20 protein-coding genes are annotated in these 23,945 nt (G+C 75.1%); 8 read left to right on the forward strand and 12 right to left on the reverse strand.

Annotated elements, in window-relative coordinates:
• The first annotated feature begins 212 nt into the window (after positions 1 to 212).
• From ACH4TG_RS03450 to ACH4TG_RS03460, 3 genes are all read left to right on the forward strand, one after another.
• Complete coding sequence (locus ACH4TG_RS03450) at positions 213 to 1,457, forward strand: MalY/PatB family protein (protein ID WP_398240493.1); 1,245 nt, start codon at positions 213 to 215, stop codon at positions 1,455 to 1,457.
• 255 nt (positions 1,458 to 1,712) lie between these two features.
• A complete protein-coding gene (locus tag ACH4TG_RS03455; protein WP_398240271.1) occupies positions 1,713 to 3,179 on the forward strand; it encodes a carboxylesterase/lipase family protein in 1,467 nt (488 codons plus the stop codon).
• 263 nt (positions 3,180 to 3,442) lie between these two features.
• Positions 3,443 to 4,951 (forward strand): hypothetical protein, encoded by a 1,509-nt coding sequence (locus ACH4TG_RS03460; protein WP_398240272.1) that lies wholly within the window; start codon positions 3,443 to 3,445, stop codon positions 4,949 to 4,951.
• Between the two features lie 969 nt (positions 4,952 to 5,920).
• On the opposite strand, the gene ACH4TG_RS03465 is transcribed toward ACH4TG_RS03460, so the two are convergent.
• The 6 genes from ACH4TG_RS03465 to ACH4TG_RS03490 form a co-directional block, all read right to left on the reverse strand.
• Positions 5,921 to 6,565 carry an HNH endonuclease family protein gene (locus ACH4TG_RS03465; RefSeq protein ID WP_398240274.1) on the reverse strand — a complete coding sequence of 215 codons (645 nt, stop codon included), beginning with the start codon at positions 6,563 to 6,565 and terminating at the stop codon, positions 5,921 to 5,923.
• 281 nt (positions 6,566 to 6,846) lie between these two features.
• Entirely contained in the window at positions 6,847 to 7,149 is a 303-nt protein-coding gene (locus ACH4TG_RS03470) for an XRE family transcriptional regulator (RefSeq protein ID WP_398240276.1), read from the reverse strand.
• On the reverse strand, positions 7,146 to 7,481 hold the full coding sequence (locus ACH4TG_RS03475; protein ID WP_398240278.1) for a type II toxin-antitoxin system RelE/ParE family toxin: 336 nt from the start codon (positions 7,479 to 7,481) through the stop codon (positions 7,146 to 7,148). Before ACH4TG_RS03475 ends, ACH4TG_RS03470 begins: the two co-directional genes overlap by 4 nt.
• A gap of 105 nt (positions 7,482 to 7,586) precedes the next feature.
• Positions 7,587 to 8,870, reverse strand: a complete 1,284-nt coding sequence (locus ACH4TG_RS03480; protein WP_398240495.1) for a TerD family protein — start codon at positions 8,868 to 8,870, stop codon at positions 7,587 to 7,589.
• A 77-nt stretch (positions 8,871 to 8,947) separates the two neighbouring features.
• Positions 8,948 to 9,685 carry an alpha/beta fold hydrolase gene (locus ACH4TG_RS03485; RefSeq protein ID WP_398240280.1) on the reverse strand — a complete coding sequence of 246 codons (738 nt, stop codon included), beginning with the start codon at positions 9,683 to 9,685 and terminating at the stop codon, positions 8,948 to 8,950.
• A 135-nt stretch (positions 9,686 to 9,820) separates the two neighbouring features.
• Complete coding sequence (locus ACH4TG_RS03490; RefSeq protein WP_398240281.1) at positions 9,821 to 10,645, reverse strand: NAD-dependent epimerase/dehydratase family protein; 825 nt, start codon at positions 10,643 to 10,645, stop codon at positions 9,821 to 9,823.
• A 211-nt stretch (positions 10,646 to 10,856) separates the two neighbouring features.
• On the opposite strand from ACH4TG_RS03490, the gene ACH4TG_RS03495 reads away from it, so the two are divergent.
• Complete coding sequence (locus ACH4TG_RS03495; RefSeq protein WP_398240283.1) at positions 10,857 to 11,789, forward strand: 5-dehydro-4-deoxyglucarate dehydratase; 933 nt, start codon at positions 10,857 to 10,859, stop codon at positions 11,787 to 11,789.
• Positions 11,790 to 11,926: 137 nt separating this feature from the next.
• Entirely contained in the window at positions 11,927 to 13,108 is a 1,182-nt protein-coding gene (locus ACH4TG_RS03500; RefSeq protein WP_398240497.1) for a hypothetical protein, read from the forward strand.
• A gap of 430 nt (positions 13,109 to 13,538) precedes the next feature.
• Here ACH4TG_RS03500 and ACH4TG_RS03505 read toward each other — a convergent pair whose 3' ends face one another.
• The 4 genes from ACH4TG_RS03505 to ACH4TG_RS03520 all read right to left on the reverse strand — a co-directional run bounded on the left by ACH4TG_RS03505 (position 13,539) and on the right by ACH4TG_RS03520 (position 16,839).
• Positions 13,539 to 14,441, reverse strand: a complete 903-nt coding sequence (locus ACH4TG_RS03505; RefSeq protein ID WP_398240285.1) for a hypothetical protein — start codon at positions 14,439 to 14,441, stop codon at positions 13,539 to 13,541.
• Entirely contained in the window at positions 14,441 to 15,064 is a 624-nt protein-coding gene (locus tag ACH4TG_RS03510) for a SigE family RNA polymerase sigma factor (RefSeq protein WP_398240286.1), read from the reverse strand. Before ACH4TG_RS03510 ends, ACH4TG_RS03505 begins: the two co-directional genes overlap by 1 nt.
• A 160-nt stretch (positions 15,065 to 15,224) precedes the next feature.
• The gene (locus ACH4TG_RS03515; RefSeq protein WP_398240288.1) at positions 15,225 to 16,040 is read right to left on the reverse strand and encodes a class I SAM-dependent methyltransferase; all 816 of its coding nucleotides are present in this window, start codon (positions 16,038 to 16,040) and stop codon (positions 15,225 to 15,227) included.
• A 28-nt stretch (positions 16,041 to 16,068) separates the two neighbouring features.
• Positions 16,069 to 16,839, reverse strand: a complete 771-nt coding sequence (locus ACH4TG_RS03520; protein ID WP_398240290.1) for an IclR family transcriptional regulator — start codon at positions 16,837 to 16,839, stop codon at positions 16,069 to 16,071.
• A 255-nt stretch (positions 16,840 to 17,094) separates the two neighbouring features.
• On the opposite strand from ACH4TG_RS03520, the gene ACH4TG_RS03525 reads away from it, so the two are divergent.
• Positions 17,095 to 18,654, forward strand: coding sequence for an aldehyde dehydrogenase (NADP(+)) (locus ACH4TG_RS03525; protein ID WP_398240292.1), 1,560 nt, complete (start codon positions 17,095 to 17,097; stop codon positions 18,652 to 18,654).
• Between the two features lie 64 nt (positions 18,655 to 18,718).
• Here ACH4TG_RS03525 and ACH4TG_RS03530 read toward each other — a convergent pair whose 3' ends face one another.
• Both ACH4TG_RS03530 and ACH4TG_RS03535 read right to left on the reverse strand, forming a co-directional pair.
• Complete coding sequence (locus ACH4TG_RS03530; RefSeq protein WP_398240294.1) at positions 18,719 to 19,309, reverse strand: exonuclease domain-containing protein; 591 nt, start codon at positions 19,307 to 19,309, stop codon at positions 18,719 to 18,721.
• An 833-nt stretch (positions 19,310 to 20,142) separates the two neighbouring features.
• A complete protein-coding gene (locus ACH4TG_RS03535; protein WP_398240296.1) occupies positions 20,143 to 21,213 on the reverse strand; it encodes a pyridoxal-phosphate-dependent aminotransferase family protein in 1,071 nt (356 codons plus the stop codon).
• Between the two features lie 69 nt (positions 21,214 to 21,282).
• Between ACH4TG_RS03535 and ACH4TG_RS03540 the strand changes: the two genes are divergently transcribed.
• Together ACH4TG_RS03540 and ACH4TG_RS03545 are read left to right on the forward strand one after the other, a co-directional pair.
• On the forward strand, positions 21,283 to 22,371 hold the full coding sequence (locus ACH4TG_RS03540) for an amidohydrolase family protein (RefSeq protein ID WP_398240298.1): 1,089 nt from the start codon (positions 21,283 to 21,285) through the stop codon (positions 22,369 to 22,371).
• Between the two features lie 356 nt (positions 22,372 to 22,727).
• Complete coding sequence (locus tag ACH4TG_RS03545; RefSeq protein ID WP_398240300.1) at positions 22,728 to 23,918, forward strand: SCO1860 family LAETG-anchored protein; 1,191 nt, start codon at positions 22,728 to 22,730, stop codon at positions 23,916 to 23,918.
• Positions 23,919 to 23,945 lie beyond the last annotated feature (27 nt).

A 23,945-nucleotide genomic window follows, 5' to 3' on the forward strand; every position in this document is an offset into this window, starting at 1 on the left:
GGTGATCCGGACCAGGGACCCGCGAGCCGGGGCCGTGCCCCGGGACCCGCAACCCGGGGCCCGGACAGAGCCGCCGCACGCAGAGCAGCAGAACCGCAGAACCGCAGAACCGCAGAACCGCAGAAGCGCAGAAAGGGGAGCAGCGCGTGAGCGAACCCGAGCACCACGCACCCTCCGGCCGCCAGGGACCCGGCGGCCACCCCGCACCCGCCGTGCCCGAGATCCCGCCCGCGGCGGCCGACCGCGGGCGGACCGACCCGCTGGTGCAGCTGTCGCTGGAGCAGTTGCGCAGGCGCAGCAGCATGAAGTGGCACGCCCACCCCGCGGACGTCCTCCCGCTGTGGGTGGCCGAGATGGACGTGCCGCTCGCCCCGGCCGTCGTGGAGACCCTGCACCGGATCGCCGACCTCGGGGACACCGGCTACCCGTACGGCACCGCCTACGCCGAGGCCCTCGCCGCGTTCGCCGCCGACCGCTGGGGCTGGGACGGCCTGCGCGTGGAGCACACCGCGATCGTGCCCGACGTGATGATGGGGATCGTCGAGGTGCTCAGGCTCGTGACCGGCCCCGGCGACGCGGTCGTGGTGTGCCCGCCCGTCTACCCGCCGTTCTACGCGTTCGTCGCGCACAGCGGCCGGGAGGTCGTCGAGGCTCCGCTCGGCCCCGCCCTGCGCCTGGACCTCGACGCGCTCGACGAGGCGTTCGCCCGCGCCCGCCGCGGCGGCCGGCGGGCGGCATTCCTGATCAGCAACCCGCACAACCCGACCGGCGTCGTCCACACGCCCGCCGAACTCGAGGCGGTCGCCGCGCTCGCCCGCCGGCACGGCGTCCGGGTCGTCGCCGACGAGATCCACGCGCCGCTGGTGCTGGCCGGCGCCCGCTTCACCCCGTTCCTGAGCGTGCCCGGCGCCGAGAACGGCTTCGCCCTCACGTCCGCGTCGAAGGCGTGGAACCTCGCCGGCCTCAAGGCGGCCGTCGCCGTCGCCGGCACCGAGGCCGCCGCGGACCTGAGCCGCATGCCCGAGGAGGTCGGCCACGGCCCCAGCCACGTCGGGATCCTCACCCACACCGCGGCGTTCCGCGACGGCACCGGCTGGCTCGACGCGCTGCTCGCCGGGCTGGACGCCAACCGGACCCTGCTCGGCAGCCTGATCGAGGAGCACCTGCCCGGCGTCGGGTACGTCCCGCCGCAGGGCACCTACCTGGCCTGGCTGGACTGCACCGGGCTCGGCCTGCACGAGGAGACGCCCATGGACGGGCCCGGCGTCGTCAGCGACCTGGCGGGACCGGCGCGGATGTTCCTCGACGAGGCCCGGGTCGCGCTCAGCTCCGGACACGTCTTCGGCACCGGCGGCGCCGGCTGCGTCCGACTCAACTTCGGCACCTCGCCCGGCATCCTGCGCGAGGCCCTCGCCAGGATGGGGCGGGCGATGGCCGCGCACGGCCCGGGGCGCTGACCCGCCGCGGGCCGGCCGTCGTGGTCCGGCCGTTCGGGCCTCCCGTCGTCCCATCGGACCGTTCGGGCACGACGTGCCGCGGCTCGCCCGTTCGGCGCCGGCCGAACTGACTGCCTCGGCCGCCCGGACCCCGGCCGCCCGGGCCCCGGCCGCCCGGACCCCGGCCGGCGGGGCCGCCCCGGCCCCTCCCCGGCGGCGGCGCGCGGCGGTAGCGTGCGGCCGCGGGGATCCGGCCGGTGGGAGGAGCCGCGGCAGATGGCAGCACCAGAGGGCGTCACCCGACAGGGGCGGGTACGCGGCGTCCAAGGGCCGCACGGGATCGAGGTGTTCCGCGGAATCCCTTACGCGGCACCGCCGTTCGGCCCGCGCCGCTTCACCGCCCCGCAGCCCGCGCCCGCCTGGGACGGCGTGCGCGACGCGACCGCCTTCGGGCCCACCGCGCCCAAGGGCGGCTACGCGCCGCCGTTCGACGCCCTGCTGCCCGAGCCGTCCGTGGCGGGCGAGGACTGCCTCAACCTCAACGTGTGGACGCCGTCGGCCGTCGGCCGGGCGCCGGTGATGGTGTGGCTGCACGGCGGCGCGTTCGTCAACGGCTCCGGCGCGGTGCCCTCCCACGACGGCACGGCCTTCGCCCGCGACGGCGTGGTCTGCGTCACCGCCAACTACCGCCTGGGGACGGACGGTTACCTGGCCCTGGAGGGCGCGCCGGACAACCGCGGCGTGCTCGACCAGATCGCCGCCCTGCGCTGGGTGCGGGACAACATCGCGGCCTTCGGCGGCGATCCGGACCGCGTCACGGTCGCAGGCGAGTCCGCGGGCGCGATGAGCGTCGCCTTCCTGCTGGCCGCGCCCGCCGCCCGCGGGCTGTTCCACCGGGCGATCCTGCAGAGCGGCGCCCACGGCATGACCGTGACGCCCGCCACCGCCCGCCGGATCACCGCCCGTTTCGCCGCGATGCTGGAGATCGAGCCCACCGCGGCGGCGTTCGCCGCGCTGCCGGCGGCCGCCCTGGGACCGGCGCAGACCCTGCTGCGCGCCGAGGCCGCCGCGGGCGCCGACCCCGCGCTGTGGGGCGAGACGGCGCTGACCATGCTCCCGTTCGCTCCGATCGCGGACGACCCGGCCGCCCTGCGGGCCGCGACAGACCCCGGCGTCCCGCTGCTCGTCGGCAGCACCACCGAGGAGTACCGCCTGTTCACCGTGCCCACCGGCGTGGTCGACCGGGTGACCACGGCACGGCTGCGGCAGACCGCCGCCCGCTACGGCCTCGACCCGGACACGGCGCTGCCCGTCTACGCGGCCGCCCGCCCCGGAGCGGGCCCCGGCGACCTCATGTCCGCGATCCTCACCGACTGGTTCTTCCGCGTCCCCGCCCTGCGGCTCGCCGAGGCGGCACGCCGGGCCCACGTCTACGAGTTCGGCTGGCCCTCCTCCGCCTGCGACGGCAGGCTCGGTGCCTGCCACGGCAGCGACGTCCCGTTCGTTTTCGACACGCTCGGTACCGCCGGCGGTCTGCTCGGCCCCGACCCCGCCCCGCAGGCACTCGCCGACGCCATGCACGCGGCCTGGGTCGCCTTCGCCACCGGCGACGACCCCGGGTGGCCCGCCTACACGCCCGAACGGCGCGCGACCCTGCGCTTCGGCGGTCCCGACCGGGCCGTGCCGCGCCTGCTCGACGACCCGGGGGCGGCCGAACGGGCCCTGTGGGACGGCGTGCGCTGAGCGTCCGCCGGCCCGCCCGGGGGGCGCGGCCACGGCCCGCGGCACCGGTCGCCGGCCGTCCGCGACGCCCCGAGGACGGCCGGAATGCACGAGCCGGCCGTGTCCTGTACGCGCGGTCGCGACCGGACGGACCCGCCGAGGCAATACCCTGGACCACGGGCACGCCTGCGCACCGCCCGCAGGCACCGTGCCGGCCGTGCACGGCGCCGTGACGCCGTCGCACCCCCAAGTCCCCGGAAGAACGCCGAATGGGAGCACGTCCGATGTCCGCAAGTCCTCTCGTCCTGCCGCCCGTCCGGCTGCTTCCCGCGGACGACCTGGCACAACTGGCGCTGGCCGCGCCCCTGCTGGAGCGGGCGCTGCGGCTGGCCAGGTGGGCCGCGCCGCACCGCGAGGTCGACGCCATGGGAGAGCTGCTCGACGACGATCTGGCGCTGGCCGCAGTCGAGTTGGGGCTGGTGGACGCGGACGGCGACGAGGTGGTGGAGGACGGGCTCGCCTGGACCGCCCAGGCCTGGGACGTCGCCGTCGACACCGGGCTGGTGTCCCTGGAGATCCCCGAGACCGCCGCCGAGGCCACGCAGCCCGGCGAGGCCGCGGGCCGCGCCTTCCCGGGCGAGACGCTGGACCGGGTCGGCAAGGGCGACCCGCACGAGATCCTCGACCTGTGGCTGGCAGCCGCCGAGTCCGCGCTGGCCGAGGCCGCCGCACCCGACTACGACGGCCTGCGCGACGTGCTGGACGACGGCGACCAGGTGCTGCTGGACGAGGCGGACTGGGACCCCGAGGAGGAGGCCGAGTTCCTCGACATGGCGCTCGCCAACCTCTACGCGCTGATGGCCATGGACACGGCCGAAGGGCCGACGGAGCCCGGCGCGGTGCCGCTGCCGGTGCTGGCCGCGTCGCTCGTCGTGCCCGACGAGATGGAGCAGCCCAGCGACGCGGTGCTGGAGGAGGTCACCGAGGTCATGATGCGGCTGGACGACCACTTCCGGCTGCTCGCCCCCACGGGGTTGCTGGAGTACCAGCCCGTCGATGAGGCGCTCATCGAGGAGGAGGGCGAGGAGGGCCCCGGCGACGCGGAGGACCTGGACGCCGAGGAGATCTCCCGCTACGGCATGGTCCGCCTCACCCCGCTCGGCGTGCACGGCATGCGCGAGCGGCTCAACGACTCCGGGGCGGAGGCGCCCGCGCTCGGCGATCTGGCCGAACAGCCGGCGGCCGAGCTGCTGGCCGCGCTCGGCGGATTCCCCGATCACGCGGCGCGTGCCGAGGCCGAGTTGTGGCTCGCGGGGCGCGAACAGGCCGACGCGGCACGGGAGCTGCTCGCTGCCGGGCGCGGCGGTGACGAGGAGGCGCCGCGGCGCCGTCTGATGGCCCAGCAGGCCCTGGCGATGCTCGGCCCGGCCGCCGAACCCGCTCTGCGGGAGGTGCTGGACGACCGCGAGCTCGGCGGGCTCGCCCGGGTGTGGCTCGCGGAGCGCGGCGCGGCGGACGTGCCCGCTCCCGATGCGGCGATGGTCTTCTGGCTGACCATCGACACGGTGGCGGCGCAGCTCGGCGCGGACGCGGAGGAGTCGCCGGAGCTGTTGCGCGAACTGGTTCGCGACCTGGTCGCGCGGCATGACGGCTTCTTCGAGGCGGCGTGGCGGGTGGACCATCCCGCGACGGCGGACGTGCTCGAGGCGATGGGGCGGCTGCATCCGGATCGGGGTGCGGCGAAGGATGCGCGTAAGGCAGCTTTCAAGGCTCGTTCCCGCACTTCTCGCTAGGCTCCTCCGCCCTCTGAGCTACCCCGCCCCATGGGCGGACCACCCCCGCCCGTTCCCGTCCCGCCCTCGGTATCCGGGGTGCCCCTTGGCCGCCGCTCCCGGCGAACGGTCCGTCGTGGCTGGTCGCGCAGTTCCTCGCGCCCCTGGCGGTGCACGTTCGGTGGGTGGGGTCGGGGCCGCCACGGGAGTGTCTCCTCGGAACTGTGCGTGCACCTTTTTCCGTGAAGTGGGCCGGGGGGATGCACAGTTCCTGCGGGGACACTCCCGCACCGTCCCCTCCCGGGCCGGCCCCCGTCTGCGGGAGGGATGGGGACGGGGGTCACCCCGTAGGGGCGCGGGGAACTGCGCGACCAGCCATCCAGGCACCGCGCACCCGGCAACGCACCCCCGGGGGCACCCCGGACCCCCGCCCCGGAGGGGCGATGCTCCAGGAGCGCGGGGAACTCCGCGCCCAGCCACGATGCATGTCGCAGACGGCAGCGGCGCCCAGGGGGCACCCCGGATACCGAAGGGGCGCGGGGAACTGCGCGACCAGCGACGGGGGGGGCGGGTTCGCCCGCGGCGCCGTCGCCGTGAGCGCGCCGCAGGCGGAGGGCCGCAAGGACCAGCACGCCCCGGGGTAGGGGCCGTTGGTCGACGACCCGGTCGGCCTGCTGGCGGGTCGTCACCCGCCCGGGCACCACCACGCTGGAGTCCGGCGAGTCCACGCCGTCCAACGACGACGGCACCGCCGCGTTCCCCGGGCAGCGCGGCGCCACCCTGCCGGTGAACAACCACGAGCTGGGCGGCTCCCGTTCGCCACCCGAAGCCGGTCAAGGCGCTGGGCCGGTACGCGCACGAGGCCGTGGTGGTCGACCCCGAGCTTGGTCACCTGTACCTGCTGGAGGGCATGCTGACGCGGTCCGGCCGCCCCGGGGCCAGCTTCACCAGGGCGGCCGGACGTCCGTGGTCCCGCTCGGGCGGAACGATTCAGCAGCCGCTGAGGAGGGAGGACAGCGCCGACTTCTCCGTGCTGTCCACGCTCAGCCCGTAGTAGTGCTTCACCTGCACCCAGGCGCGGGCATAGGTGCACTGGTAGGACGCCTGCGGCAGCCACTCGGCCGGGTCCCTGTCACCCTTGGAGCGGTTCGAGGACGCGGACACCGCGAGGAGCTGCGGGCGGGTCACGTCGTTGGCGAACGCCTGGCGCTGCGCGGTCGTCCACGACCAGGCGCCGGAGTCCCACGCCTCGGACAGCGGGACCAGGTGGTCGATGTCGAAGGTCGACGCGCTGGTGGTGGTCACGCCGTCGTACGGGCTGCTCCAGTGGCCCGAGGTGGCCTTGCAGGAGCTGTCGGTCACCACGCTGGTGCCGTCGCGCTTGATCACGTACTCGCGGGTGTCGCAGGTGCCCGAGATGGTGATCCAGGTCGGGAAGAGGCTGCGGTCATAGGTGGAGGCGTGGCTCTCGGGCGTGGCCGCCATCCCGGACAGGTAGCTGCGGGCGGTGGACGCCGCGATGGGGGTGGGCAGCGCGGCCTGTGCGGTGCCGCTGCCGAGGAGCAGCGCCGTCATCGCGAGCAGGGCCGAGCCGATGACGGCGCATATGCGGTGCAGGAGACGGTATTTGGGCATGGCTGAGCGCTCCCGTGACTAGGGGTCGTGGTGGTACGGCAGTGCTCGACCAGCGTCCCGGCCCCGGGTCTATGCGGGTAGATGTCAGCGGTGAAAATTAGGTGAACATGACAGCCCCAGGTGTGCCGCCCCGCCCCGGACACACCGACGGCCCGACCCCCTTACGGGGCCGGGCCGTTGTGGACGCGCCCGCGGCAGGGAGTTCACCGCCAGCTGCAGACGCGCTGCCCGAAACATGACGAAGCCCCCGATCGCAGAGACCGGGGGCGTGGTGTCATCGATCACTGAATGAGCAGCTGGCGATCGCCGAAGTCGGCCACCATGCGCAGGCTGCCGCCCAGTGCTTCCACGTAGGCGCGAATCGTCGACAGGGCGGCAGCGTCGATCTCACCCTTCTCGAGGCGGGACACGTTCGGCTGCGTGATGCCAATGATCTGCGCGACCTCGGACTGCGTGAGGTCCTGCTCCTTGCGGATCTCGGCAAGCCGATATGCGCGGACCTCCGCGTCGAGCTTCTTGCGGTGCTCGGCCACCCGGCCCAGGTCGGTCACGACCTCGGGCCGGATCTCCTTCCAGGACCTCATGGCTTCTGCTCCTTCAGTCTTCGCAGATGGGCGTCGAAGCGATCATCTGCGATGGGGATATTGGTTGTGTACCACGACTCCCAGGCTCCCTGCTTGTCGCCGGCGACGAGGACCAGAGCCTGGCGTTCAGGATCGAAGGCGAACAGCATGCGGGTCTCGCTGGTGCCGCTGGTGCGTGGTCGCAGCTCCTTCATGTGGTGGTGCCGTGAACCGTGGATGCGGTCTGCGAGTGGGCGTCCCAGGGTGGGGCCGTCGTCGGCGAGCTTGTCGACGGCAGCCGCCACCTCGTCTGCGGCCTGGGGGGCCTTCCGCCCTCCGGCAGAAGCCCTCATCGTAGGGAGGGGCCCGTCATCGTTGGCAGGCGAAGGCCCGTGCACCCTGTGTTCGGTGCCCGGGTCACTCCGCGGTCAGGGGTCGGCTGCCCGACCTGCTTCGGGTCAGAGCGCGGCGGCGCCCGGCTTTTCCATGCCGCGGGCGGTGCGGGAGTCCACGAAGGTGCCGAGGGCGGTCATCTCCCACTCGCCCGAGTACTGCTTGATCAGCTTGGCCATGAGCACCCCGGTGCGGGCCTCGCCGTTGGTGAGGTCGAAGCGGACCAGTTCCTCGCCGCTGCCGGCGTCCAGCAGACGGCAGTACGCCTTGGCGACCTTGTTGAACTTCTGGCCGGAGTAGGAGTTGACGGTGAACACCAGCCCGGTGACCTCCGGCGGCAGGTTGCCCAGGTGGACGGTGATCGACTCGTCGTCCCCCGAGCCCTGGCCGGTCAGGTTGTCGCCGGAGTGCTCGATCGCGCCCTTGAGCACCTTGAGCTTGCCGAAGTAGCAGGTGGCGATGGCGTTGCGCTGCGGGCCGTAGGCGATGACCGAGGCGTCCAGGTCGATGGCGCGGCCGCCGAACGCCGGCTCCCAGCCCAGGCCCATGCGGACCGCCGTCAGCAGCGGCCGGCCGCCCTTGACCAGGGACACCGTCTCGTTCTTGCGCAGGTTGACGCGGCCCTTGTCGAGGTTGATCCGGCCCGGCGCCGGGGGCGCCGCGGGCGCCGGCGGGGCGGCCGGTGCCGACGCGGGCGGCGGCGGCAGGTGGGTGGCCGCGGGTCCGGTCGGGGCGGGGCCGCCCGGCGGCGGGAACGCGGCCGGGGGCGGCGGCGGAACGGTGGCCGGCAGCGGCGGCGCCGGGGGAGCGGGCGGGGCCGCGAGTGCGGCGGGTGCGGCCTGGCTTGCGGGCGCCGCGGGTTCCTCCACCGACACCCCGAAGTCGGTGGCGATCCCGGCCAGGCCGTCGGCGTAGCCCTGGCCCACGGCGCGGACCTTCCACGCGCCGCCGCGCCGGTAGACCTCGACGACGATCAGGGCCGTCTCGGGGCCGAGCCCGCTGGGGGCGAAGGTGGCGATCTCCGCGCCGTCGCCCGCGCCCCTGACCGTGGCGGTGGGCGTCGTGCCGGCGAACGCCCCGCCGCCGTCGATGCTCGCCGTGACGACGATCTTCTCGATCTCGGGCGGTACCCCGTCGGTGTCGACGGTGATCGCGTCGGGGGCGGAGCCACCGCCCGAGCGGTGCGACACGCCGGGCCCCTGGGGCTGGTTGTAGAAGACGAAGTCGTCGTCGGAGCGCACCTTGCCGTCGGCGGCGAGGAGCAGGCCCGAGACGTCGAGCCGCACGGGGGCGGTGACCTCCACCGTCACCCGCGGCACGGACAGCGGCACATTCGAGCCAGGCGTCATTGCGGTCATGCCCGGGTAAACGTCCGGCCCGGCTTTACGGTTCCATGACCCGCGCGGACGGGTGACGGGCGGCCTCGTCAGGTCCAGGAGGCGCGCAGCGCCGAGCCGCGCACCGGCAGGGACAGGCCCTCGGTGGCCGCGGTGGGCAGGTCGAACGCGGCGGCGGTCTCGGCCGGCAGCGGGGTGAACCCGAGCAGCGCGCCCACCGAGTCGGCGGTCAGCGAGTGCCACACCGAGGCCTCCCGGACCATGGCGTGGTCGCCGCGGGCCAGTTCGTAGCGGCAGACCTGCGCGCCGGCCGCGCGGGCCCGCCCGGCCAGGGCGAGCGACTCGCGGGGCGAGGTGATGCGGTCCGCCGCGGCGTGCACGAACACCAGCCGCCGGCCCGCGAGATGGGCCACCGGCTCGCCGGGCGGGCACCAGGGCGCGAGGGCCACGACGCCGGCGACCCCGCCGGCCCCCGCGGCCCGCAGCGCCGCCCGGCCGCCCATCGAGTGCCCGAGCAGGACGGTCGGGACGCCGCCGGTGACCTCCGCCAGCTCCGCGACCGCGGCCTCCGCGTCCTTCGCCGCGTCGGCCCGCTCGCCGTTCCAGCCGCGGTGCCGGTAGCGCACCTCGGCGACCAGCAGCGCCCGCGTACCGGCCGCGCGGTCCAGGGCCCTGGTGAACGGCCGCATCCGCCAGGAGGGCGCGTTGAGCAGGGTCGGCGGCCGCAGGCCGTGCTCCGCGCCGCCGTGCAGCACCAGCACCGCGGCCTCCGGCCGGTCGGCCGGCCGCCGCACCACGAACCCCCGGTACGCCCGCTCTGCGGCCACCGTGCACCCCACTTCCGCGGGCCAGCCCCGCCGGGGTCATTGGTAGCAGACGGCGCGGGCGCCCGGCGCGCAGGACGGCGCGCGCGGCAGGCGGCGGCGCCGGATCGGCGGGCGCGCGGGCCGGCGCCGGAGCCGTCAGTACGGCCAGATGGGCGGGGTGGTGCAGAACACGCCGCCGAGGTGGGCGTGCGCGGGGTCGTCCGGGTCGAGTTCGCCCTGCGCGGCGACCAGCGCGGCGGCGAACGGCTCGGAGTCGTCCTGCGGCTCGTAGCCCAGCGCCCGCGCCCCCGACAGGTCCCACCACAGCCGGGTGTTGGCCGAGGAGCCGTAGACGACGGTGTGGCCGGTGACGTCGGCGGTGAGCGCGGCATGGAACAGCCGCGCGCCGTCGCCCGGGCTCATCCACACCGACAGCATCCGCACGGTGGTCGGCTCGGGGAAGCAGGATCCGATGCGCACCGAGACGGTGTCGATGCCGTGCAGGTCGGCGTAGAGCTGGGCGAGGTCCTCGCCGTAGCACTTGGAGAGCCCGTAGAAGGTGTCGGGGCGGCGCGGCGCGGTGATCGGGATCAGCGCCTCCTGCGGCAGCGGGTACTCCCCCCGCGGGCGCGGGGTGAAGCCGACCACGTGGTTGCTGGACGCGAAGACGACCCGGCGCACCCCCTCCTCGCGGGCGGCCTCGTAGAGGTTGTGGGTGCCCTCGACGTTGGCGCGCAGCACCTTGTCGAACGTGGACTCCAGCGAGATGCCGGCCAGGTGCAGCACGGCGTCGGCGCCGCGCACGGCCTCGCGCAGCGCGTCGCGGTCGCCCAGGTCGGCGACGATCGCGCCGGGCTCGTCCGGGATCGGCCGGACGTCGAACAGCCGCAGGTCGTAGCCGTACGACGGCAGCAGGCCGCGCATCAGGGTGCCGAGCCCGCCGGCGGCGCCGGTGAGCAGGACGGTGCGGGGAGCGGGCATTCTGGGGCCTCCTCGGTGCCGGACGACCCGCCGAGTATATCCATGGATGCAGTTCATGTACGTAGACAAGTGGGGCACGAGTGAATCGCGTTGTGGGGGCCGTTCGTCGGCTTGACCCGCGCCGGGCACCTCGCCTAGCGTGGCAGCGTTCACGAATATGGACGTGGATCAGATGGGCGCACATCCTGCGCCTCAGGCAGAGGGGACCACGATGACCTCACCCGCGCTCGCCGAGCGTCTCGACGGCCTGCTGTTCTTCCCCGTGACGGCCTTCGGCCAGGACGGCGGCCTCGACCTCGACGCCTTCCGCGCGCATGTGCGGGCGGGGGTGGAGGCTGGTGCGGCGGCCGTCTTCGCCTGCTGCGGCACGGGTGAGTTCCACGCGCTGTCGCCCGAGGAGTTCGGCGCGTGCGTCGCGGCCGCCGTCGAGGAGGCCGCCGGGCGGGTCCCGGTGGTGGCCGGCGCCGGCTACGGCACCGCGCTGGCCCTGCAGTACGCCCGGATCGCCGAACAGGCCGGCGCCGACGGCCTGCTGGCCATGCCGCCCTACCTGGTGGTCGCCGACCAGCGGGGCCTGCTGCGCCACTACACCGCGCTCGCCGAGGGCACCGGCCTGGACATCATCGTCTACCAGCGTGACAACGCGGTCTTCGCCCCCGAGACCGTCGTCGCGCTCGCCCAGGTCCCCAACATCATCGGCCTCAAGGACGGCCTCGGCGACCTCGACCTGATGCAGCGGATCATCAGCGCGGTCCGCAGTGCGCTGCCCGGCCGCGACTTCCTGTACTTCAACGGCCTGCCCACCGCCGAACTCACCGGCCTGGCCTACCGCGGCATCGGCGTCTCCCTCTACTCCTCGGCCGTGTACGCGTTCTCGCCCGAGATCGCGCTCGCCTTCCACCGGGCGCTCGTCCGCGGCGACGACGCCACCGTCAACCGGCTGCTGGACGGCTTCTACCGGCCGCTGGTCGACCTGCGCAACCAGGGCCGCGGCTACGCGGTCTCCCTGGTCAAGGCCGGGGTGCGGATGCGCGGCCTGGAGGTCGGCGAGGTCCGGCCGCCGCTGTCGGAACCGACGCCCGCGCACGTCAAGGAACTCGGCGAACTCATCGAGCGCGGCCTGGCCCTGCTCGGCGACAACTGACCGCCGGCGCAAGGCCGGACGCCGCCATGACCCACCCGAACCCCGCCCCGCAGCACCAGGACCCGCAGCCCCCGGCCGCGGCCCCCTCCGACGCGAGGACCCCCGACGTGAAGATGCCCGACGCGAAGACCTCGGCCCTGAAGGCCTCCGCGTTCCTGTACCCGTGGGACGTCGTAGGCGACCCCGCCGCCGCGGCCCGCGTCGCGGACCTGGGGGTCCGCCAGGTCACCCTCGCCTCCGCCTACCACTCCACGCGGGCGCTGACCCCGCGCCACCCGCGGCACCGCGTCGTCACCGCCGAGTACGCCGCCGTGCTCTACCCGCCCGGCGAACAGCTCTGGCAGGGGCGGGAGTTGCGCCCGCGGCCGGCCGGCGCCTGGGCCGAGGGCCCGGACGCGTTCGGCACGGCGGCCGCGGCCCTGGACGCGGCCGGGCTCGACGTGCACACCTGGGTGGTGCTCGCCCACAACTCGCGTATGGGCGAGGAGCATCCGGACACCACCGTGGTCAACGCCTACGGTGACCGCTACCCGTGGGCGCCGTGCATCGCCCACCCCGGAGTGCGCCGCTACCTGCTGGACCTCGCGGCCGAGGCCGCGGTCCGGCCGGGCGCCCACGGCACCGAACTGGAGTCCCTGGGCTGGTACGGGCTCGCGCACCTGCACGCGCACGACAAGATCGGCGGTGTGCCGCTCGGCGACGCGGCGCAGTACCTGATGTCGCTGTGCTTCTGCGCGCACTGCCGCGACGGCTACCGGGGACTCGGCGCCGACCCCGACCGGCTTGCGGCCGAGGTGCGCCGGGCGCTCGAACCCGCGTGGGTGCGGGGGAGTACGGCCGCGGGCCCGGCGGCCGTGGAGGAGCTGCTCGGCGCGGAGCCTGCCGCTCTGGCCCTGAACTGGCGTACGCAGCAGGCCCGTTCGCTCCAGGAGCAGGCCGTCGCCGCGGTACGCGCCGCCGCGCCGCCGGGATTCCAGGTGCTGATGCACGCCGACCCGGCGCCGTACCACTGGGGCGCCAACGCCGGTGTGGAGCCCGCCCACATCCTCGGCCACGTCGACGGGCTGGTGCTGCCGTGCACCGGCGGCCCGGAGGTGCGCGAGGCGATGCTCGGCCCGACCGTCCCGCACGCCCGGCAGGACACCGTGCTGGCCGCCAACTTCACCGTCGTCGCCGGAATGGGCGGCCGTCCCGCCGGCCTCGCCGCCGACGCCGCGCACGCCGCGGAGCTGGGGGCCAACCAACTCCGCCTGTACCACGCGGGACTGGCCTCGGACGCTGACCTGGCGGCGGTGCGGCAGGTGCTGACCGGGGGCTGAACGGGCCCCGACCGGGCGCCGGACGGACACGGAGCCGAGTCGTGCCTCCGGCCGGCCCGGCCCGAACGAGCCGCAGGCCAGGGTGGGTTGCCGTGGGCTGGTCGGCGGGGCCGGCAAGGGCCTGGCACCCGGGGAGCGGCGATCATGGGGGTACCGCCGCGCCCCGGGGTGCCACCCTCCCGCTGGGGCGGGAGGGCCGTGCATACCCAAGTCGCCACCGGGACTCAGGAGGTTGCCGTGGCAACGGGCAATTTTCCCGGGACGTTACCAGGCGGTAGCCCGGGGTCACCCGCTTTCCCGGCAATCGTGTTGCCGGTCCGCGCGGTCCGGCCGTTCTTCCGGTTGCCGGCCGGGCCGAGCGCCGGCCGCCGCAGGCCGGCGGGGCGCCGGGCCCGGTCGCCGGCCGGTCCCGGTGGTGCGCCCGCGCGGGTCAGTAATCGCCGCCGAGCGTGGCCGGCCCGCCCGGTCCGTTGGCCACCGCGGTGTACCGGTCGCCGCTGGTGTCGCGGTCGCCCTGCGCGTGGTTGAACTGGCCCGCGAACGTGTACGTGCCCGGGGCCAGCGCCTGCCCGGGGTTGAGCTGCCACCGGTAGACCAGGTCGGCCCCCTCGACGGTGACCGAGGCGCTGGTCTGCCCGGACGCCGAGTCGAAGGAGCCGGTGCTGCTCACCCCGGCCGTCCTGGCGATCCTCAACTCCACGGTGAGCTCGGTCAGTTCCGTGGTGACGGTCAGCCGGACGTCGGTCTGCGTCCAGTAGCCGTTGCTGCTGGAGTCGATCGTGCCCACCGACGACACGCCATTGGCCGGGCCGGACGCGGACGACGACGGCGAGCCGTCGGAGCCGCCGGTGCCGGCGGGCGGGACCGCCGTGTCCGCCGGGCCGTCCGATGCGCCGGAGCCCGGTGTCACCGTGGCGCGCCCGGGGCTGTGCCCGCCGCCCGGGTTCGGCTGCGCCGGCGCGGTGGTGCCCTGGCGGCCGGGGGAGTGCGGGCGGCTGGTCGCCGTCCCCGCGGTCCCCGAACCGATCGCCGGAGGGCTGCCGCCGCCGTTGCCGGCCGGTGACACCACGCTCTGCCCCGGGGTGCCGCTGCCGGTGACCGCGCCCACCGCCAGACCGCCCAGGCCCACGGCCCCGGCGACCGCGGCGGCCACCGCCGTCACCCGCATCCACGGCGCCGGCGGGCGGTCCCGCGCCGCCGGGTGCTCGTGCGGCCCCGCGTCGGCGTCCGCGTCCGGAGCGGCCATCGCCCGCTCCACGCGGGCCAGCATGCGCTCCCGGTCGGGCCGGTGCGCGACGGCCGCCTCCCGCAACCGCTCCGGCAGTTCGGCCATCACACTCCCCGTCCCGTCCGTGTACCGGCACGCGCCGGCTGGGCGGGCGCCCCCAGGATCCGTGCCGCGCCGGGGTCCTGTGCCCCCGCGCGCGGTCCCGCCGGAACCGTATCGGGCTCGGCCGTCCGCGGTGCCAGCAGGCGCTCCAACTCCGCGACGCCGCGCGAGGTCTGGCTCTTCACGGTGCCCACCGAGATGCCCAGCGCCGCCGCGGTGTCGCGCTCGGACAGGTCGAAGGCGTGCCGCAGCACCACGCACGCACGCTTGCGGAACGGCAGCCGCTGCAGCGCCTCGCGCAGGTCCAGCACCGCCGGCACGTCCGGGCCGTCGACATGCTCGCTGCGATGGGACCAGAACAGCGCGATCCGCCGCCGCTCGCGGACCGCGCTGCGGATGCGCGAGCGGGCCAGGTTGGCCACCACGCCGCGGGCGTAGGCGACCGGGTTCTCGGCGCCCCGCACCCGGTCCCAGTGGCGCCACAGCGCCACCAGCGCGTCGGCCGCGAGATCGTCCGCCGCGTCCGCCTCACCGGTCAACAGATGGGCGAGGCGGGCGAGTTCGGCATAGTGACGTTCGAAGAACGCGTGGAACGCCGCCGTTTCGTCGTCGCCGACAGTGCCCACGGTCACCTCTTCCTGCCCGGACCTCCCCGCCACGGCGCGGCGTGAGCGTAGCAGCGGGGAAACGGCCTGGGCAGAGGTCGGGAATCAGCGAATTCGCCGAGGTGGCCGCGGGGTTGCGGGCAGTGACCCGCGCCGGTGCCAGGGGCGGGTGTGCGCGGTGTCAGGCGGCGCTACGCACGCAGCGCTCCACCAGGGTGACCATCGGGAAGTCGAAGGCACCGCCGGAGGTCTCCGGCCGGGCGGCCAGGTGGTCCCGGACCCGGCCGAGGACCTGCTCGCGCTCGGCGGGCTCCAGCACGAGGAGCCTGGAGTGCGTGGCGACGTTGGCCACCAGCGACTCGGCGGTCCGCCGGTGCTGGTGCGGGATCTGGGTGCCCTCCACCGGGGAGAACGCCGGGTGCGCGCCGATCCCGTGGCTCGACGGCCAGTCCACGAACGACACCCGGCTGCCGGAGATCCGGCCCAGCTCGGCGATCCACTCCACCCGGTCGTCGTCGCCGTTCCACAGCGCGGCGAGCACACCGCCGGGCCGCAGCACGCGGGCGATCTCCGGCAGTGCCCTGTCCTGGTCGAACCAGTGGAAGGCCTGCCCGACGAGCACCGCGTCGACCGAGGCGTCCGGCAGCGGGATGTCCTCCGCGCCCCCGGCCTGCGCGGTGACCCCGGGGAACCGGACGCGCAGCTCGGCGAGCATCCCCGGGTCGGGCTCCACCGCGGTCACCCGGTGGCCGAGGTCGGTCAGCACGCCGGTGAGCTTGCCGGTGCCGGCGCCCAGGTCGAGCACGTCCAGGGCGGCGTCCGGTGCGGGCAGGACCGGTGCCAGCGCCCAACGCACGCCCTCTCGCGGGTAGTCGGGCCGGTGCTCGGCGTACGCGGCGGCCTCGGCGCCGAAGGACGAGGCGCGCCGCGCGTGCAGCTCGGGGTCGGACGGCGTGCGGGCTTCGTTGTGCGGTGCGCGACCGCGGTCGGTGGCCATGCCACCGACCCTACGCACCGGGCGCGGGCTACAGGCGGCGGGTGGCCAGAAGGAGCCGGTCCCGGGCGTCGAACAGGGTGTCCTTGATCATCTGCTCGTGCCCCGGAGTGAGCCGGGCGACCGGCACCGAGCAGCTCACCGCGTCCCGCGCGGGCGTCCGGTAGGGGATCGCGATGCCGAAGCAGCGCAGTCCCAGGGTGTTCTCCTCGCGGTCCACCGCGTACCCCTGCTCGCGGATCTGGGCCAGCTCCTCGATGAGCTTCTCGCGGTCGGTGTGGGTGTGCTCGGTGAGCGGCTCCAGCGTCTCCGGCAGCATCTTGCGCACCTGCTCGTCGGTGTACGTGGCCAGCAGCGCCTTGCCCAGCGACGTGGAGTGGGCCGGCAGCCGGCGGCCGACCCGGGTGAACGGCCGCAGGTAGTGCTGCGACTGCCGGGTCGCCAGGTACACCACGTTGGTGCCGTCCAGCCGCGCGAGGTGGATGGTCTCGCTGGTGTCGTCGGACAGCCGGTCCAGCGTCGGCCGGGCGGCGGCCACCACCTCGTCGCCGTCGATGTACGAGGTGCCGACCAGCAGCGCGCGCACCCCGATGCCGTACCGCGTACCGGTGGCGTCGGTCTCGATCCAGCCCAGTTCCACCAGGGTGCGCAGCAGCATGTACAGGCTGGACTTGGGATAGCCCACGGACTCCTGCACGGCGGCCAGGCTGTGCATGCCGGGGCTGTTCGCGAAGAACTCCAGCAGTTCCACCGTGCGGACCGCGGACTTGACCTGGGAACCCGCTCCCTCGGCAGCAGCCATCGCGTCAGACCCCTCTTGTTCGCCTGGGAGGCACGGACGTAGGCTCCCGGGATAGGTTCACATGTGAAGACGTCGTTCAGTATAGAAAACAGTACAGAAAACCGCGGACCGTGTGGGTGCGGTACGGCGGCGGAAGCGGCGGCAGCAGGCACGCACGGCGGTGCAGCGTCCGCAGCGGGCCGCGCTCACCCCCTGGTCGGTCACCCCGACCGTACCGTCACAGGTCGCAGGCGTGGACAGATGGAGGTAATTCCGGTGGCAGTACCAGTCTGGAGCGTCGACCCCCGAACCGGGAAGCAGCGGGCCGGTGACGGTCCCGTCGCCACCGAGGCCACCCCGGAGCAGGTGGACGCCGCGGTGCGGGCGGCCGCGGCCGCACTGCCCGCGCTCGCCGACCGCGCCGCACGCGCCCGGCTACTGCGCGGCGCCGCGGCGCTCCTGGAGGACTCGGCCGATGCGATCATCGCCGCCGCCGACGCCGAGACCGCCCTCGGCACGCCCCGCCTCACCGGCGAACTGGCCCGCACCGCCTTCCAGTTGCGAACCTTCGCCGAGGTCGTCGAGGAGGGCGCGTTCCTCGACGTGATCATCGACCACCCGGATCCGCAGGCGGTGCCCATCCCGCGGCCCGACCTGCGGCGCTACAAGATCCCCCTGGGCGTCGTCGCCGTCTACGCCGCCAGCAACTTCCCGCTCGCCTTCTCCGTGCCCGGCGGCGACACCGCCAGCGCGCTGGCCGCCGGCTGCCCCGTCGTCGTCAAGGCGCACCCCGACCACCCGGCCACCTCCGAGCTGTGCGCGGACGTGCTGCGGCGGGCCGCCGTCGACGCGGGACTGCCCGCCGACACCGTGGTGCTGCTGCACGGCTTCCAGGCGGGCGTCGACCTGGTGCGCCACCCGCTGGTCGCCGCGGCCGGCTTCACCGGGTCCATCCCCGGCGGGCGGGCGCTGTTCGACGCGGCCGCCGCCCGGCCCCGGCCGATCCCCTTCCACGGCGAGCTGGGCAGCCTCAACCCGGTCGTGGTCACCGAGGCGGCGGCCGCGGAACGGGCCGAGCAGATCGGCACCGGGCTGGCCGGCTCCTTCACCCTGGGCAACGGGCAGTTCTGCACCAAGCCCGGCCTGGTCCTGGCGCCCGCGGGCGCCGGCGGCGACCAGCTCGTGGCCGCGCTGACCGGCGCCGCCCGCCAGGCCGCCGCCGGGGTGCTGCTCGACTCCCGCATGCGGGAGAACTTCCTCAAGGGCGCCGCCGCCCGCGTGGCCCTGCCCGGCGTCACCGCGCCCGTCACGCCGGGGGCGGGCGAGGACGCGGACGCCGAGGGCGCGGGCCAGGACGTGCGCGCCGGGTACGTCGTCGTCGACGCGGCCGACCTCACCGAGCAGGGGGCCTCCGACCTGCTGCTGGAGGAGTGCTTCGGGCCGCTCACGGTGATCGTGCGGTACGCGGACGCCGCCGCGCTCGACGCGGTGCTGGACCGGCTGCCCGGCAACCTCACGGCGACCGCCCACCTCGGCGCGGCGGAGGCCGGCGAGGACGGCGGCCCGGCCGCGGACCTGCTGCGCCGGCTCACCGCGCTGGCCGGCCGGGTCCTGGTCAACGGCTGGCCCACCGGCGTCGCCGTGACCGGCGCGCAGCACCACGGCGGCCCCTACCCGGCCACCACCTCGACGTCCACCTCGGTGGGCGCCACCGCCATCGAGCGCTGGCTGCGGCCGGTCGCCTACCAGGACACCCCGCCCGCGCTCCTGCCGCCCGAGCTGCGCGACGGCAACCCGCTCGGCCTGCCGCGCCGGGTGGACGGCGTCCGGGAGTAGCGCGGGCGGCTCCCGGGCCGCGGTGTGCCGCTTCCCGCATCTTCCCGCGGGGGCGGCCGGCGCGTCAGGCGGCGTGGCCGCCCGCCCGGGGCCATGCGGCGCGCTCCAGGAGGTCGAGGACGAGGGCGGCGATGTTCCAGGCGTCGTCCACGCCACGGTGGTGGCGCCCTTCCAGCGGCAGCCCGGCGATCTCCAGCGCCTGCTTCATCCCCGGCCGCTTGCGCAGCCCGTAGGCGGTGGTGAACACGGCCTTCGCGTTGGTGTGGGTGCGGTCGGCCGGGAGGCCGAACGGGTAGGCCACGTTCTCGGCCCGGCACTGCCGGGTGAACTGATGGCGGTCGTAGTCGCCCCAGCTCGCCCACGGGTGGCGGCCCGCGCCGTGCTCGTCGGCCAGGATCCGGCACGCTTCGGCGAAGGGCACGCCGCGGTCCACCTCGGCCTGGGCCAGGCCGGTCAGTTCCGTGCAGAAGGCGCTGACCGCTGAGTGGGCGGGGCGGACGAGGATCGAGTGCCGGCTGAGCCGGCGGCCTGACGCCAGGTCGACGGGGGTCAGGCCGATCTCGATGATCTCGCTCGCCGAGCCGGCGGGCGGTTGCCCGTCCCAGCAGGTCGCTTCCACATCGATGACGTTCACGACGTCGCGGTCCTGGCTCACCCTGTGACCCTATGCACCCGACGCGGGCCGGGCCCCCGAATTTCCGCTCCCCTGTCCGCCGGGGGGACCGGCCGGGTGGGGTGGCCGGCGCCGTCCCCGGACCACCGCCCGGTGGCGGGTTGCGCGCGCTGGGGGCACCTCCCAGGCGAAGCGCTGGGGGACCTCGCGCCCCTGGCGGTGCACGTTCGGTGGGTGGGGTCGGGGCCGCCACGGGAGTGTCTCCTCGGAACTGTGCGTGCACCTTTGTCCGTGGGGTGGGCCGGGCGCATGCACAGTTCCTGCGGGGACACTCCCGCACCGTCCCCTCCCGGGCCGGCCCCCGTCTGCGGGAGGTAGTGGCCTGGGCTTCCCTGCCCACCGGGTGCACCCAAGGGGCGCGGGGAACTCCGCGACCAGCCACCACGTACGGTTCACCCGGCAACGGCGGCCCGGGGGCACCCCCGACCCCCGCCCCGGAGGGGCGATGCTCCAGGAGTGCGGGGAACTCCGCGCCCAGCCACAGCCGGTCCGCACCCGGCAGCGCACCATTCGGGGGCACCCCCGACCCCCGCCCCGGAGGGGCGATGCTCCCAGGAGCGCGGGGAACTCCGCGCCGAGCCACCCATGCACATCGCAGACGGCAAAGCACCTCCGGGGGCTGCCCAGATCCCGCAGGGGCGCGGGGAACTGCGCGACAAGCCACAACGGATCCGCACCCGGCAACCTACCCCCGGGGCAGCCCGGAAGCCGCAGGGGCGCGGGGAAAGGGCGCGGTCAGTCGGGCCGGGCGCCGCGGGGAGTCACGGGGCGCTCCGGGCGACCGGACGGTGGCTGGTCGGGGTCCCGAGGGGGCCCTAGCGGTGGAGAGCGGCGGAGAGAGCCGTCAGGGAGCGGGTGACAGCCGAGGAAGTGGCGTCGGGGCCGTAGTGGTTGATGCGGAGCATGTCCGCGGCCAGGGCGCCGCCGCCCGGGGCGAGGGGCGCGGTGGGGTCGGCGGCCAGAGCGGCAGCGACGAGCTCGGCGGCATGCATGCCCTGGGGCGTGCGGATGGTGGTGGCGACCGGCGCCGCATGGGCGGCCTCGGTGACGAACGGGGCCAGGCCCAGGTCCAGCGCGCCCTCGCGGGCCGCCGCGGCCGCGGCCCGGTGCCGGGCCGTCACCGCGTCGAGCCCCTCCGCCTCGATGCGGGCCAGGCACGCGTCCAGCGCCAGCATCTCCAGCTGCGCCGGCGCGTGCAGCAGGGTGCGCCGGCCCCCGTCGATCCACCGCTCCTTCCAGTCCAGCAGCGACAGGTAGGAGCGGCGCGGCGCCGCCTCGTTGGCGGCGATCCGCTCCCACGCCCGCTCGCTGACGGCGACCGCGGACACCCCGGCGGGCCCGCCCATCGCCTTCTGCCCGCCGATCACGCAGAGGTCCACGCCCCACGCGTCGGGCAGCAGCGGCTCGGCCGCGACGGACGCCACCGCGTCCAGCATGAACAGCGCGCCGCTGCCCCGCACCGCCTCGCCGATCTCCGCGACCGGATTGGTGTTGCCGGTCGCGGCCTCTGCGTGCACCAGCGACACGAAGTCGATCTCCGGGTGCTCGCGCAGCGCCTGCGCGACCTGCTCCGCGGAGACCGCCGAGTCGAACGGGACGGCGAGGTCCACCACCTTCGCCCCGGCGTCCCGCAGCCAGCCGCCGAAGGTGTTGCCGTAGGGGCCGGTCACCACGTTGAGCGCGGTGGAACCAGGCCGGGCCGCACCGCGGATGCACGCCTCCAGCGGCAGCAGGGCCTCGCCCTGCATGATCACGACGTCCTGCCGGGTGGAGAGCAGCGACGCCACCCGCCGCTCGATGGCCGCGAAGTCCGCGGCGGTCAGCGGCGGCAGGCCGAGCAGGCCGGCATGGGGGTGCGACGACGCGGGGGACGCAGCAGCGGACACAGTGGTGCTCCTCGGGAAGATCAGGGCCGTACGCCCCGACCCTAACCGGCGCCTCGTACAGTGCGGTGCATGGCTGAACGCGAGGTGTTGCACATCAGGGGCCGTGTCCTGGCCGGGCCCGAGGACGTCCACGACGAACTGTGGGTCGTCGGCGGGCGGATCACCTACACCCGGCCCGCCGCCGCGCCCGACGTGACGGTCGACGGCTGGGTGCTGCCCGGCCTGGTCGACGCGCACTGCCACATCGGCCTGGACGCGCACGGCGCCGTCGACCGCGACACCACGGAGAAGCAGGCGCTCACCGAGCGCGAGGCCGGGATGCTGCTTGCCCGCGACGCGGGGACGCCCGGCGACACCCGCTGGGTCGACACGCGCGACGACCTGCCCCGGATCATCAGGGCCGGCCGCCACATCGCCCGCACCCGCCGGTACATCCGCAACTACGCCCACGAGATCGAGCCCGGTGACCTCGCCGCGTACGCGCGGCAGGAGGCGCGGCGCGGCGACGGCTGGGTCAAGCTGGTCGGCGACTGGATCGACCGCGACGCGGGCGACCTGGCCGCGTGCTGGCCCAGGGACGCGCTGGCCGAGGCGATCGCCGCCGCGCACCAGGAGGGCGCGCGGGTCACCGCGCACTGCTTCGCCGAGGACTCGCTGGCCGACCTGGTCACCGCCGGGATCGACTGCATCGAGCACGCCACCGGCCTGACCGACGCGACCATCCCGCTGTTCGCCGAGCACGGTGTGGCGATCGTGCCGACCCTGGTCAACATCGCGACGTTCCCGCAGATCGCGGCCGCCGGCGCCGCGAAGTACCCGCGGTGGGCGCACCACCTGCAGCGGCTGCACGCCCGGCGCCACGACACCGTGCGCAACGCCTACGACGCGGGCATCGCGGTCTTCGCCGGCACGGACGCCGGCGGCGGGCTGCCGCACGGGCTGATCGCCGACGAGGTGGCGGAACTCGTCCGCGCCGGGCTGCCGGTGACCGCCGCGCTGTCCGCGGCGACCTGGGGCGCGCGCAGGTGGCTGGGCCGCGAGGGCCTGACCGAGGGCGCGTCCGCCGACCTGGTGGTGTACGAAGCCGACCCGCGCGAGGACGTGGCGGTGCTGCGCGCGCCCCGCCGGGTCGTGCTGCGCGGCGCGGTCGTGGCCTGACCGCCGCGCTGTTCGCCGTCGCCGCACCGTCCCGGCCGGGTCCGCCGCCTCGTGTCGGCCGGTCCTGTTGACGTGGCGTGACGCGGTGGTGCCTTCGCGCGTTGAGCACTTCCACGCACGCCGGGCACGTCAACGGAGCTGCGGCACTCGTCCCGTTCCGGGAGTGACGGGAGAGAACGGCCGTGCGTGGAGTAATCGAAAAAACGCGCGGAAACCACCCATAAGGGTGAACTAGCTTCGTGTAGCCGACAGTTCACCCTCAGTGCGTAAACATTGCCGGGTCGAGGTCCCCGGCGAGCTGTCCCCATATCAGCGCGCGCCGGGGATGCCATGCCATCCACAGGGGTTCGCCTACCGTGTATCGCACTATCAACTTCGTTGCTCCCAGCAGCCGTTCGGCTCGCCGTACGCTCGCCGCCATCGGAACGACCGTCGCCCTCGCGGCCGGCTCCGCGGCCTTCGCACCCGCCGTGCAGGCCGCCCCGGCCACCACGCACGGTGGCGGAACGGCCACGGCGACCGTGCTGCGTGCCGGCCTGGACGTCTCGCTGCTCAACAAGACCGTCGACGTCCCCGTCAACGTCTCGCTGAACGACGTCCACGCGCCCGGCAACGCCCGGGAGACCGCGCTCACCGTGACCGTCGGCCACGGCGTGGAGTCCGGCCGCCCGGTCAACCTGCTGCGGGCCGCGGTGGCCACCGCGAACGCCACCGTGGAGCACGGGACCGCACAGGGCTACGCGAACATCGCCAACGCCCAACTCCACCTGCCAGGACTGCCGTTGCTGTCCCTGGTCAAGCTGGACGCGATCTCGTCCAAGGCCACCTGCACGGTGGGCCGCACCCCGACCGCTTCCTCCAGCCTGGCCGGGGTGACCGTGCTCGGCCGGCACATCGCCCTCGACGCGGTGGGCACGACCGACCTCGACGTGCCGGGTGTCGGCCGGGTCAGCCTCGAACTGACCCACAAGGTGGTCACGTCCAGCAGCGCCGCGGCGACCGCCCTCCACCTGAACGTGCACGTCAACCCGCTCAACCTGGGGGTGGCCGACGTCAGCGGTGACATCGTCCTCGCCCAGGCGACCTGCCACACCCCGCACGGCGGTGGCGGTTCGACCGGCGGCACGACCGGTGGCGGGTCCAACGGCGGTTCCACCAACGGCGGTTCCACCAATGGCGGTTCCACGAGCGGCGGGTCGACGAACGGGGGATCGACGAACGGCGGGTCGAACGGCGGTTCCACCAGCGGCGGCACGGTGTCCGGCGGGCAGACCTCGGGCGGCTCCACGAGCGGCGGTTCGACGGCCGGCTCGTCCGGCACCTCGGGCTCGACGGGCACGTCCGGTTCGACGACGGCCGGCGGTTCGTCCGGCGGCGACACCCGGACCCAGACGGTCGCCGACACCGGCAACCTGGCGGAGACCGGCGCCAGTTCGACGACGCCCTACCTGGCGGGCGGCGCCGCGGTCCTCGTCGCCGCCGGGGCCGGCGTGGTGCTGGTCGCCGGCCGGCGCCGCAAGAGCGCGGCCGCGCGCGACGGCAGGTAACAGGCGCGCGCCGCGGACGGCGGTGCG

Source organism: Streptomyces sp. NPDC020917 (assembly GCF_044333795.1).
Classification (GTDB): domain Bacteria; phylum Actinomycetota; class Actinomycetes; order Streptomycetales; family Streptomycetaceae; genus Actinacidiphila.